This window comes from Pseudomonas brassicae, from assembly GCF_010671725.1.
Taxonomy (GTDB): domain Bacteria; phylum Pseudomonadota; class Gammaproteobacteria; order Pseudomonadales; family Pseudomonadaceae; genus Aquipseudomonas; species Aquipseudomonas brassicae.
Map to the genome: position 1 here is coordinate 1 of NZ_JAAHBU010000157.1, position 11,804 is coordinate 11,804.

Genomic DNA, 11,804 nt, shown 5'->3' on the forward strand with positions numbered 1-11,804 from the left:
AGCAGGTTGGTCTGCTCGGACACCGAGCGGATCACTTCGAGTACCTTGCCGATGTCACGAATCTGCCCCGCCAACTGCTGCAGCCGCTCACCGCTGACTTCGACTTCGCGGGCCATGGCCTGGGTGCCGTCGATGTTGTCGTTGACCTGGCGGCGGCTTTGCTCGGCCAGTTCGTTGGAGGCACTGGCCGCCTGCGAGGTCGACACGGCATTGCGCGCCACTTCTTCCACGGCCGTGGTCATCTCGGTGACGGCCGTAGCGGCCTGCTCCAGCTCCTGGTCCTGCTGGCGCAGGCTCTGGGTACTCTGTTCGGTGACACTGTCGAGTGCCTGGGCCGCATTGGCCAGTTGGCTTGCACAGGCGGTGATCTGCCCGAGGGTGTCACGCTGGCTATGCTGCATGCGCTGCAGTTCGGCAAACAGCTGACCGATCTCGTTGCTGCTGCGCACCGTCACCGGCACGCTCAGGTCACCGGCGGCGATGCGCCGAAAGTGCGCGCCGGCCTCCTGCAGCGGGCGTAGCACACGGGCGGCAATAAAGCCCCAGCACAGTGCCGCCAGCAACACGGTTACCAACCCCAGCGCCACGCTGAGCCACTGCGCCGCGCCCAGGCGCTGGTCGGACGCGCTCATGATCTGTTGGCTGCGCGCGGTCAGTGCCGCCACCAGTTGCTGGCGCAGCGCCTGCAGCTTGCCCATGGCAGTGCCTGCGGCCACGTTGACGGTGAAGTAGTCGTCCAGCGAGCGTGCCAGGGTCGCTGCGCGCTGCCCGGCAACGGCCTTGGCGTAGCTGTCGAAGGTGCTTTGCAGGTCGTCGGCCAGGGCTTTCTGTGCGGGGTCCTGGGTGTTGGCGACGAACTCGGCGACCAGCGTGTGGCTGTTGCCGATCAGTGTTTCGGAAAGCGCCAGGCGCGCCTTGGCGCTGTCGAGGTGGCCGCCTTGCTGCTCGATGAAACCCGATGACACGTTGGCGCTGGCGCGGATCGCCATCAGCAGGGCGTTGTTGAGCCGGTCTGACTGGTGCGCGGTCTGGTCCAGCTCGCGGATCTGCTGGTCACTGCCCACGGCTGCGCGCCAGGCACTCAGGGTCGAGAAGAGCAGGGTGAGGCTGAACAGCAGCAACACCCAGAACATACCAGTGCGAATTTTCAGGTCGGCGAACATGCAGACAGTACTCCCGGGCAGCAAAGGACGATCCCACGCTGGGGTGGGTAGCCTGCTATCGGAGTGAGCGCGGGGCGACTTGAGGGGCAAACGCCGGTTGTGTTCGATTACCGAACGGGGTTTGCGTGGGACGCGGCAGACCTGCTACTTCACTCACCCGCACAGGCTTGTCGATACGCCCCCGGCGTCACCCCGTACGCCTGCTTGAACTGCCGGTTGAAATGGCTCTGGTCCGAATACCCCAGCGCAAACGCCACGTTGAACGGCAGGCAGTCGCCTTTGAGCAACGCGCGTGCACGGCTCAGGCGTCGCTGCTTGAGCCAGGCATGCGGGGGCAGGCCGGTGGCATGCCGAAACACCCGGGCAAAATGGAACGGCGACAAGCCCACTGCCGTCGCCAGCTCTTCCAGCGACGGCGGGTATGCCAGGCGGCTGTCCATCAGTTCCTTGGCACGGGTCACCGCGCCTGGCTCCAGCCCCGGTGCGCGCGCCTCGCGGCCACCGGCATGCCGTTGCACCAGCAGCAACACCGCCTCGCGCCACGCGGTCTGCTGCTCCAGCGCACTGGCGCCGTGTTCGGCTAAACAGTGCAGCCCGCTGAATGCCCGCGCCAGTTGCGGGTCGTGCAGCACACTGGCGCGAAACAGCGGCAGCCCGTTGCGCTTGAGCTCCAGCTCGTCCAGCACGCCGGTGATACGTGCCTGCTCGGGGTAGTAGCCGCGGTAGCGCCAGCCCTGTTCATGCGCCTTGGCACCGGTGTGCAACTCGTCCGGGTTGATCAGTACCATGCTGCCCACCGGCGCCAGGTGCTCGTTGCCGCGGTGCCAGAAGCGTTGGGCCCCGGACTCGATGATGGTGATCACATAGCCTTCGTGCACATGCGGGGCAAAACGCTGCTGCACGTAGCGTGCATGCAGCAGTTCGATATCGCCCAGCGCCGGTGCCTGCCACAGGCGTGTCTGTTCCTGGGGAGGGCTTTTCATGGCGCGCCGTTGAGCCACCAGCGCAGCGCGAAGAAGAACGCCATGCTGGCCAGCATGCTCAGCAGCACGCTGCGGGTCCACAGCACCAGCACGATCGCCACCAGCGAGCCGAGCAGGTACGGGTTGCTCGGGTTCAGGTCGAGCTGGTGCCCGGGCAGGAACACGATCGGCCCGCAGATTGCGGTGAGCATGCCGGGTACGGCAAACCCGAGGAACTGCCGCGCGTTGGAGCTCAGACGCAACGGCAGGCGCGGTTCCAGGAAGGCATAGCGGTTGAGAAACACCAGCACGCCCATGCCGACAATCAACAGCAAGATCATGCGCGCGCTCCGCTGAATTTCTGGCACACGAAGCCTGCCGCCATGCCCAGCAGGCCGGCCAGCACCAGCGCGGTTTCCCACTGCCAGAAGCTGAACAGCACCGAGCTGAACAGCGACACGGCCACGCACATCACCGTGGGCAGGTTGCGTACCAGCGGTGCGATCAGCGCGACAAAGGTGGCGACGATGGAGAAGTCCAGGCCCAGCTGGTCCAGGTGCGGGATGTTGCGCCCCAGCACGATGCCGGCCAGGGTGAACAGGTTCCAGGCAATGTAGAAGGTCAGGCCCACGCCCAGGGCATACCAGCGATTGAACTGCTGGCGGTCGTACTGGCTGGTCAGGGCGAAGAACTCATCGGTGAGCAGAAACCCCAGGCCCAGGCGCCAGCGCAATGGCAATTCGCTGATCACCGGGCGCATCGACAGCCCGTACAGCAGGTGCTGGGAGGTCAGCAGCAAGGTGGTGAGCAGGATCGAGAACAGGTTGGCGCCACCCTTGAGCATGCCGATCGCGACCAGTTGCGCGGCGCCGGCAAACACGATGGCCGACAAGCCCTGGCCTTCCAGCGCGGTGAGGTTGGCTTCGATGGCCATGGAGCCGGCCAGCAGGCCCCACGGCGCGACGGCCAGCGACAGCGGCAGGATGGCAATGGCGCCCTGGGTAAAGGCGGCGCGGGCAAGGGCAGGACTGGACATGAACGACACACGCTTGGAAACGGAGCCACAGCATGCCAGAGCCGTCAGCGCTTGCCTTGTACGATCTTGCTGTGGCCGGCCAAATCAGCGCTGGCTGGTCAGGCGTCGCTGCGCGGGCAGGCAGCCGTTGATCTCGACCGCCTTCTGGTAATAGGCCTGGTCGTGGCTTGGGTCGAGCGTGCCGAGCAGGCGGTACACCTCGGCCTGAAAATCGCGTTGGCGCCCCCACTGCATGTTCAGCCCCTGCGGCCGTTGACGGATGCACTCCAGGCGCACGGCCGGCTGCGGGTAGTAGGCGGCATACAGGGTGGTCATCAGCGGTACGCGCTCCATGCCCTGGCGATAGGCACTGCTGTTGCCAAACGCCGTGCACCACGGCGTGATACCCAGCGCCGCCGGGGCAAAGCCCTGGGCAATGCTGGCTTCAAGCAACGGGCAGGCGGCTGCGGCGATGTCTTTTTGCGGCAGGTAGGTGATGTAGAACAGCGCCAGGCGGTATTGCGCCACCGGGTGGTCGAGTTCGGCCGCCTTGCGCAGCAGTGCCACCGCAGGCTCCAGGGTGCGCCCCAGGGCTTCGACCTCGACGATCAGGGCCTGGTCGCCCGGGTCGGGGGCCAGCGGCAAGGCCTGGCTTTGTGCATCGGCGCGCTCCAGAAACGGCAGCGCCTGGCGGTACAGCAGGTCGGCATGCGGGTCGATGCGCACGTCGTCGGCCAGGGCCAGCAGCGGAAGCAGGCAGAACAGGCTGAGCAAGCGGTGGTCAGGAAGCACGTTCATGATCCATACGGGTAAAAAGTTCGGCGCTGTTCATGGTGGCAGTCGGGCGATCCATCGGCGTTGTGGGCTCCTGGGACGGCATTCTAGCGGTTGGTGGCAGTTGGGCAAACAACCGTTGCTCCATTAAAGTCGATGAACACCCGCAGCTTGGGTGACAGCTGCCGCCCCGAGGGCCATAGCAGGTACAGGCAGCCGCCGTGGTCGAGGTGATCGTCGAGCACCGTCACCAGCTCGCCCCGGGCCAGTTGCTGGCTGATGGTGAAGTCGGGCAGGCAGGCGATGCCGTGGCCGCGGATGGCAAAGCAGATGCGGGTTTCCAGGTGGTTGCACACCATCGATACCGGGATCTCGTAGTCCGCAGCCCCTTCGGCGCGCCGCAACGGCCAGCGTTGCAGCTTGCCGGTGCTGAGGAAGCGGTAGTGCAGGCCATTGTGGCCGGCCAGGTCGCGGGGGTGGTGCGGGGTACCGTGGCGTTCGAAAGAGGCCGGCACGCAGCACCACGTCGTAGCCTTCGCCGACGATGCGATCGCTGAAGTCCAGGTCCAGCTCCACCTGCGGGTACAGCCCGATGAAATCGCTGAGCAGCGGCACGATCATGCTGCTGACCTGCGGCAGGCTCACGCGTAGCTTGCCGCGCGGCACCTGGCTGGGTGATCTGCTGGGCTGGCGCAGCACCTACATCGTGCCGTTCCTGTTGTCGGCGGGGGTGGCCGGCAGCACGGGGCAGGTGCTGCTGTTGTTCGGTTGCGCGGCGCTGGGCGGCATCGCCGTGGTGGGGGCGCTGATCGATTGGCACCTGCGCCGGCTGGTGCTGGGCAGCCAGGTCGGCGTGACGCGCTTTCCGTGGGTGCTGCTGGCGCTGGTGGGCCTGGTACTGGTGCTGACGTGGCAGGCGCGCGGGCATGGCTTCCCGGCCGGCAAGCGCAATCACGCCTGAGCCCGCCGGGTCAGGTAGAATCGGCCCATTCAGACGGGTTCGAGGTTGCAGCGGTGGAGGTTCAACAGGGCTTTGTCCTGACCCGGCACTGGCGGGATACGCCAGACGGTACGTGCGTGGAGTTCTGGCTGGCGACCGACCAGGGCCCGCGCCAGTTGCGCCTGCCGCCGCAGACCTCGGTGGCGTTCGTGGCTGCCACGCAGCGCGCCCAGGTCGAAGCGCTGATGCGCACCGAGCGCGGCATCGAACTGCGCGAGCTGGCGCTGTGCGATTTTCAGCAGCGCCCGGTGCTGGGCGTGTATTGCCACCAGCACCGCCAACTGATGCAACTGGACAAGCGCCTGCGGGCCGCCGGTGTCGAGTTGCTGGAGGCTGATATCCGCCCGCCGGAGCGCTACCTCATGGAGCGCTTCATCACCGCACCGGTGAGTTTCAGTGGCGCCGCGGATGCCAGCGGGCTGCTGCTCGACGCCCAGCTCAAGCCCGCCCCGGACTACCGGCCAAGCCTGCGCCTGGTGTCGCTGGACATCGAGACCACCGAGCGCGGCGAGTTGTATTCCATCGCCCTGGAGGGCTGTGGCCAGCGCCAGGTGTACATGCTCGGCCCGGCCAATGGTGACGCCAGCACGGTCGATTTCGACTTGCACTACTGCGACAGCCGTGCGCAGTTGCTGGAGCGCCTCAATGAGTGGCTGGCGCGTCACGACCCCGACGCCATCATCGGCTGGAACCTGGTGCAGTTCGACTTGCGGGTATTGCACGCGCACGCGCAGCAGTTGCAGGTGCCGCTGCGCCTGGGGCGCGGTGGCGAGGTGATGGAGTGGCGCGAGCACGGCAGCCGCGCGCACTTTTTTGCGGCAGCGGCGGGGCGCCTGATCATCGACGGTATCGAGGCCTTGCGCTCGGCCACCTGGAGCTTCCCGTCGTTCAGCCTGGAAAACGTCGCGCAGACCTTGCTCGGCGAGGGCAAGGCAATCGACACCCCGTACCAGCGCATGGACGAAATCAACCGCATGTTCGCCGAGGACAAGCCGGCCCTGGCCCGCTACAACCTCAAGGACTGCGAGCTGGTCACGCGCATCTTCGCCAAGACCGAGCTGCTGACCTTCCTGCTCGAACGGGCCACGGTCACCGGCTTGCCGGCCGACCGCAGCGGTGGCTCGGTGGCGGCGTTCTGTCACCTGTACATTCCGCTGATGCACCGCCAGGGCTTTGTCGCGCCCAGTCTCGGCGGGCGCCCGGACGAAGCCAGCCCGGGCGGCTTTGTGATGGACTCGCGGCCCGGCCTGTACGAGTCGGTGCTGGTGCTGGACTACAAGAGCCTGTACCCCTCGATCATCCGCACGTTTCTCATCGACCCGATCGGCCTGGTCGAAGGCTTGCGCCAGCCCGATGACCAGCACTCGGTGCCGGGCTTTCGCGGGGCGCGCTTCTCGCGTACGCGCCATTGCCTGCCGGCCATCGTCGAGCGTGTGTGGCAGGGCCGCGAGCAGGCCAAGCGCGAGCACAACGCGCCTTTGTCGCAAGCGCTGAAGATCATCATGAACGCGTTCTACGGGGTGCTGGGCTCCAACGGCTGCCGCTTCTTCGACCCACGCCTGGCCTCGTCGATCACGATGCGCGGGCACGAGATCATGCGCCGTACCCGCGAGCTGATCGAGGCCCAGGGCTATGCGGTGATCTATGGCGACACCGACTCTACCTTCGTGTGGCTCAAGGGCCCGCATGACGAGGCGCAGGCCGGCGCCATCGGGCGCGCGCTGGTGCAGCAGGTCAACCAGTGGTGGCGCGAGCACCTGCGTGACGCGTACGGCCTGGACAGCGCGCTGGAGCTGCAGTACGAGACCCATTACAAACGCTTCCTGATGCCGACCATTCGTGGTGCGCAGGAGGGCAGCAAGAAACGCTATGCCGGGCTGGTGCAGCGCGCCGATGGCCAGCACGAGATGGTCTACAAGGGGCTGGAGACGGTGCGTACCGACTGGTCGCCACTGGCGCAGCAGTTTCAGCAGGCGTTGTATCGGCGCATCTTCGAGCGCCAGCCGTATCAGGCGTACATCAAGGCGTATGTGCGTCAGATGCTGGCGGGGGAACTGAACGAATTGCTGGTGTACCGCAAGCGCCTGCGCCGGCCGCTGAGCGACTATCAGCGCAACGTACCGCCGCATGTGCGGGCGGCGCGCCTGGCCGACGCCTACAACGACAGCCAGGGGCGGCCACGGCAGTACCAGAACGGCGGCTGGATCAGCTACCTGATCACCCTGGGCGGGCCGGAACCGCTGGAAGACCTGCGCAACGGCATTGACTACGACCACTACCTGACGCGCCAACTGCAGCCGGTGGCCGACGCGATCCTGCCGTTCGTGGGGGATGATTTCAGTGCGCTGATCGATCGGCAGATGGGGTTGTTCTAGCCCGTGCCGGCCCCGTCGCCGGCACGGCCGGCTCCTATAGGCACGGCGCGCCACCTGCTGCCTCCACACCTGAACACTTCAGCTATTCTCACCCCATGTGCAGCTGTCGCTGAAACCGGAAGTTACTTTTGTAGCCGCCCCTCAGCGCCAGCAGTCGTTTAGGCTCCGTAGGATCTTTTACTTCGATCTGTAGTCTTTGGTGCATGGAAACAAGAAGGAGATGCACATGCATGTTCGGTCACTGACCCTCGCCACCTTGCTGGTTGTTGCCAGCCCTCTGTTCGCTGCCGACAGCGATGCGCCCCTGGCCCAGGACCTGGCAAGGCCCGGCCTTTGATCGTGATAGCGCCGAGTACGGCCGACCCTACCTTGCGCACGTTGAACAAGGCGCTGGAAGACCCGGCCACCAAGTCCAAGTTCCAGGAGCGCAACCTGGTGCTGTACAGCGTGGCGAACATGGTGGGTAAGCGCGAGGACAAGTTCCTTGAGCAGCAGACCACCATGGCGTTGATTCGCGAACTCAACCTGGGGGCGCGCAAGGGTACGCAGGTAGTGCTGGTGGGCAAGGATGGCGAGAAGCATGTGATCGAACATGACGGCACGGTGGAGCCGGATCAGATTTTTGCGGCGTCGACCAGTTGCCGGCGGCTGAAAAGGCCATTGTGGCGCGGCGCCGGCGGCTGCAGTGAGCGAGCCTGCGGCCGATGGCAAGGCGGCCAAAGCTGGCAAGCCGGCAAAACCGGTCAAGCCTGCCAAACCGGCGGCGCCGCCCAAGCCGCTGGAGGATTGAGGTACATCGGTCGCGCAAGAGGCTGCAGGCCAGCCTGAACGGGCAGAACCTGTTCGACCGGGACTATGTGTAGACAGAGGTTGGCCCCTTCGCTGGCAAGCCAGCTCCCACACGGATCAGCGTTGTCCTTGTGGGCGCTGGCTTGCCAGCGAAGAGGCGCTGATGCCCAGCACACAATGGCTGCTGCAACACTGTTGCCTGGCCAGCAATCGCTGCTCGAACAATTCATAAAACGCTTCAAATTCAGTCACATGGCTCATTGGCACGCTGCTTGCGATAGTCCGTTCACCCTGACTCATCGGAACCTGCGCCATGTCTGCCCCTACTGCTCATCTGCCCACCGTCACTGTGACCGCACAAAAGCGCGAAGAATCGGTACAGGACGTACCCCCGGCCATCTCGGTGGTCAGCGACCGCCAGCTCGATCGTAGCGGTGGCGGCTTCAGTGCCGGCAAGGCGCTGCAGAACGTGCCCAACGCCATCGCCCCCGAGTTTGCCGGGCACAGCGGCCGCGCTGGTACATCCGTGGCATGGGCTCGGGCGACATGGCCTCGACCACCGTCTACCCGGTGGGTATCTACACCGACGATGTGTACATCGACCCGCACGTGGCCACCGGCTTCCCGCTCTACGACATGGAGCGCGTCGAGGTGCTGCGCGGCCCGCAAGGCACCCTGTGGGGCAAGAACACCACCGGCGGCGCGATCAATTTCGTGTCGCGCAAGCCCGATCTGGCCGATGGCGCCAACGGCTACTTCAAGCTCGACCTGGGCAACTACAACTCGCAGCTGTACGAAGGCGCCTATGGCGACACGCTGGTCAAGGACCGCCTGGCCGCGCGGGTGGCGTTTATCGACCAGCGCCGCGATGGCCAGCTCGAAAACGAAGTCGATGGCCACACCGTCGGCGATATCCACGACCCGCGCCTGGGGCGCCGGGCCGGGCGGCAGTACCTTGTTCGGCCCGCGCCCAAGCCTGCCACCGACAAGGCCGCGTTCACCGGCAAGGCCGACGATCGCATCGAGCACAACGGCCTGCAACTGGCTCTCAAGTGGGACCTGGACGCGCTGCAACTGGACTCGATCACCGCGTTCGACACGATCCACGAGAAGGCCGAAAGCCCGAACATGAGCATTTACGAGTTCGGCCGTGGCTACAACGATGACCGCTGGAAGCAGGTGTCGCAGGAGCTGCGCCTGTCGTCGGCGAAAAACCAGGCAGTGAGCTGGATCGTCGGCACCCACCTGTTCCATGAGCAGCTCGACAGCCACAACAGCAACGCGCTGTTCCCAGAGGCGTACAACCAGGCCTTTGGCGTGGCGGACTTCGGGCGTACCGATATCGACCAGAAGACCGATAGCTTCGCGCTCTTCGCCAGCAGCACCTGGCCGGCCAGCGACGCCCTGAGCCTGACCGCCGGCCTGCGCTGGACCCGTGAAACCAAGGACATCGACCTGCGCCGTGTGGCGCCGCCGGATGCTGGCAGCGTCGACTTCAGTAACCGCAGCGACTGGTGGAAGCACTACAGCGGGCCGCTGGTGACCCGTGTCGAGCAGGACGAGCAACGCACCTGGAACAAGCTGACCTACGACTTCACCCCCGAGTACCAGCTCAACGATAACGCGCGGGTGTATTTCCGTTATGCCAAAGGCTTCCGTTCGGGCGGTTTCAGCGGTGGGGCGCAGGTACAGGCCGAGGCCTCGGTGGTGGCGCCGGAGAACGTCGATGCGTACGAACTGGGGGTCAAGAGCGAGTGGTTAGACGAACGCCTGATCGCCAACGCCAACGTGTTCTATTACGACTATTCGGATATTCAGGTGAACGCCGTGTCGGTGCGCGACGGGCAGGTGGTGTCGCTGCTGACCAACAGTGGCCAGGGCGTGATCCGCGGCGCGAGTTCGAGTTGCAGGCGCTGCCGCTGGCCAACCTTGAGCTGCATGGCTCGCTGGGGTTGCTGCATACCGAGCTGCAGGACTTCGAATCGGGTGGCGTGGATTACTCGGGCAATCGCATTGCGCGCTCGCCGTCGCGAACCTTGGCGGTGGGCGGCAGCTACCGCATCGCGTTGGAGAATGGCGACGACATCACGCTGGGCACCGACTGGCGCTACCAGAGCCGGATCTTCTTCCTGCCGACTGCGCAGGCCGACCACAGCGTGTCGCAGGATGGGTACACGCTGGGTAACGCCAGTGCCACCTACCATGTGGGTGGGCAGTACGACCTGGACTTCACCGCGTACGTGAACAACCTGACCGACAAGCAGTACAAGACCGACAGCGTACCGCTGCCGTTCGATATCGCGTGGGATGCGCGGGGCGATCGGCGCACGTTCGGCGTGAGCGCCACGACGCGCTTCTGAGGCGCGCTTTCGGGCCTCTTCGCTGGCAAGCCAGTTCCCCCCAGATAGCCCCCTGGCCACACGATCAGTGCTGACCCTTTGGGAGCTGGCAAGCCAGTTCCCCCCAGATAGCTCACTGGCCGCACGATCAGTGCTGACCCTGTGGGAACTGGCAAGCCAGTTCCCCCAGGTAGCTCACAGGTCGCAAGATCAGTGCGAACCCTGTGGGAGCTGGCTTGCCAGCGAAGCTGTTCAGGCCGGCAACTGTTCCAACAGGTACAACCGTAAACGCTCGATGCTTTCGCGCCATGCGCTGCCCACCGGCCACACCAGGTAATAACCATCCCCGGTGGCCACGGCCTGCTCGAACGGCAACGCCAACCGCCCGGCGCGCACATCCTCGATCACCAGCGCCAGGTCACCGATCGACACGCCATGCCCGGCCATCGCCGCCGCGATGCCGTGCTCCAGGGTGTCGAACAACGTGCCGCGGCCTAGCTCGACCTGGCCCTGCAGCCCGGCACCGCGCAACCAGCGCTGCCAGTCACGCCGGTCGGTCGAGGGGTGCAGCAACGGCGCGGCCGCCAGGCGCTCGGCATCCCAGTCGCCCTTACCGCGCACCCCCGGCGCGCAGATCGGGATCAATTGTTCGTCGAACAGCTTGCACGCCTCGACCTGCTTGCCGAACTGCCCATTGCCCAGCAACACCGCGCAGTCGTAGGGCTCGCTGGCGAAATCCACGCGGTCGACGTCCATCCATACACTGGCCAACTGCACCGAGGCGCCGTGCGCATAACGCTGGATGCAGCCCAGCAGCCAGCGCATGGTGAGGGTCGACGGGGCCTTGAGGCGCAGGTGGCGCGAGGCATTGCGAAACGGCTGGCAGGCCTGCTCGATCAGCGCGAATCCCGCGCCCAGCTGTTCGGCCAGGCGCTGGCCGGCGTCGGTCAGGCGCAGGCGCGGGCCGTGGCGCTCGAACAGGCGGCAACCAAATTGCGCCTCCAATGTGCGGATATGCCGGCTGATCGCGCTCTGGGTCAGCGCCAGTTCCGCGCCGGCACGGGTGAAGGAGCAGGTCCTGGCCGCCACTTCGAACGCGCGCAGGGCATACAGCGGGGGCAGGCGATCGACCATCAGGCAGTTTCCATCATGAGTATTTGTCGTAGTAGGTCAGAGCATTTTGCGTTTTTCAAGTGCCCTGTACCTGCGCAGAATCCACAGCCTACCGCAACTACTCTCCAAGGAGACCGTCTTGAACACCACGCTGCTGTTTACCTACCTGGGCACCTTACTCATACTGATCGCCACACCGGGGCCGGTGGTGGCCCTGGTGGTGGGCACCAGCGGGGCGCGCGGGCACCTCGGCGGCGGTGCGCACCGCGTTGGG

Annotated in this window: 10 protein-coding genes and 2 pseudogenes; 4 read left to right on the top strand and 8 right to left on the bottom strand. The window is 65.6% G+C overall.

The window, feature by feature from the left end:
* The 6 genes and pseudogenes from G3436_RS12530 to G3436_RS12555 all read right to left on the bottom strand — a co-directional run.
* Positions 1–1,163: methyl-accepting chemotaxis protein (locus tag G3436_RS12530; RefSeq protein ID WP_163945340.1), on the bottom strand; the 1,163-nt coding region annotated here is incomplete at its 3' end.
* A 149-nt stretch (positions 1,164–1,312) separates the two neighbouring features.
* On the bottom strand, positions 1,313–2,146 hold the full coding sequence (locus G3436_RS12535; protein ID WP_163945343.1) for an AraC family transcriptional regulator: 834 nt from the start codon (positions 2,144–2,146) through the stop codon (positions 1,313–1,315).
* The gene (locus G3436_RS12540; RefSeq protein ID WP_163945346.1) at positions 2,143–2,466 is read right to left on the bottom strand and encodes an AzlD domain-containing protein; all 324 of its coding nucleotides are present in this window, start codon (positions 2,464–2,466) and stop codon (positions 2,143–2,145) included. Before G3436_RS12540 ends, G3436_RS12535 begins: the two co-directional genes overlap by 4 nt.
* Positions 2,463–3,161, bottom strand: a complete 699-nt coding sequence (locus G3436_RS12545; RefSeq protein ID WP_163945349.1) for an AzlC family ABC transporter permease — start codon at positions 3,159–3,161, stop codon at positions 2,463–2,465. Before G3436_RS12545 ends, G3436_RS12540 begins: the two co-directional genes overlap by 4 nt.
* Positions 3,162–3,245: 84 nt before the next feature.
* Entirely contained in the window at positions 3,246–3,932 is a 687-nt protein-coding gene (locus G3436_RS12550; RefSeq protein WP_420801203.1) for an SEL1-like repeat protein, read from the bottom strand.
* A gap of 89 nt (positions 3,933–4,021) precedes the next feature.
* Positions 4,022–4,586, bottom strand: a pseudogene (locus tag G3436_RS12555) (LysR substrate-binding domain-containing protein); the annotation flags it as partial.
* Between G3436_RS12555 and G3436_RS12560 the strand changes: the two are divergent.
* The 3 genes and pseudogenes from G3436_RS12560 to G3436_RS12570 all read left to right on the top strand — a co-directional run bounded on the left by G3436_RS12560 (position 4,507) and on the right by G3436_RS12570 (position 8,079).
* Positions 4,507–4,875, top strand: a complete 369-nt coding sequence (locus G3436_RS12560; protein WP_163945337.1) for a hypothetical protein — start codon at positions 4,507–4,509, stop codon at positions 4,873–4,875. The pseudogene G3436_RS12555 and the gene G3436_RS12560 sit on opposite strands and share 80 nt — an antisense overlap.
* Positions 4,876–4,928: 53 nt before the next feature.
* Positions 4,929–7,289 carry a DNA polymerase II gene (locus G3436_RS12565; protein WP_163945354.1) on the top strand — a complete coding sequence of 787 codons (2,361 nt, stop codon included), beginning with the start codon at positions 4,929–4,931 and terminating at the stop codon, positions 7,287–7,289.
* 226 nt (positions 7,290–7,515) lie between these two features.
* Positions 7,516–8,079: pseudogene (locus G3436_RS12570) on the top strand (DUF4174 domain-containing protein).
* Positions 8,080–8,195: 116 nt separating this feature from the next.
* Here the strand turns inward: G3436_RS12570 and G3436_RS12575 are convergent.
* Positions 8,196–8,378, bottom strand: coding sequence for a hypothetical protein (locus tag G3436_RS12575; protein ID WP_163945357.1), 183 nt, complete (start codon positions 8,376–8,378; stop codon positions 8,196–8,198).
* Between the two features lie 231 nt (positions 8,379–8,609).
* On the opposite strand from G3436_RS12575, the gene G3436_RS12580 reads away from it, so the two are divergent.
* Positions 8,610–10,322, top strand: a complete 1,713-nt coding sequence (locus G3436_RS12580; protein ID WP_338001247.1) for a TonB-dependent receptor — start codon at positions 8,610–8,612, stop codon at positions 10,320–10,322.
* A gap of 347 nt (positions 10,323–10,669) precedes the next feature.
* Here G3436_RS12580 and G3436_RS12585 read toward each other — a convergent pair whose 3' ends face one another.
* Positions 10,670–11,551, bottom strand: a complete 882-nt coding sequence (locus tag G3436_RS12585; protein WP_163945360.1) for a LysR family transcriptional regulator — start codon at positions 11,549–11,551, stop codon at positions 10,670–10,672.
* Positions 11,552–11,804 lie beyond the last annotated feature (253 nt).

Bases quoted from the DNA above. Each gene is read 5' to 3' on its own strand.
- G3436_RS12540 (WP_163945346.1), bottom strand. From the start codon at position 2,466: ATGATCTTGCTGTTGATTGTCGGCATGGGCGTGCTGGTGTTTCTCAAC.
- G3436_RS12535 (WP_163945343.1), bottom strand. From the start codon at position 2,146: ATGAAAAGCCCTCCCCAGGAACAGACACGCCTGTGGCAGGCACCGGCG.
- G3436_RS12545 (WP_163945349.1), bottom strand. From the start codon at position 3,161: ATGTCCAGTCCTGCCCTTGCCCGCGCCGCCTTTACCCAGGGCGCCATT.
- G3436_RS12575 (WP_163945357.1), bottom strand. From the start codon at position 8,378: ATGAGTCAGGGTGAACGGACTATCGCAAGCAGCGTGCCAATGAGCCAT.
- G3436_RS12560 (WP_163945337.1), top strand. From the start codon at position 4,507: ATGAAATCGCTGAGCAGCGGCACGATCATGCTGCTGACCTGCGGCAGG.
- G3436_RS12580 (WP_338001247.1), top strand. From the start codon at position 8,610: ATGGGCTCGGGCGACATGGCCTCGACCACCGTCTACCCGGTGGGTATC.
- G3436_RS12585 (WP_163945360.1), bottom strand. From the start codon at position 11,551: ATGGTCGATCGCCTGCCCCCGCTGTATGCCCTGCGCGCGTTCGAAGTG.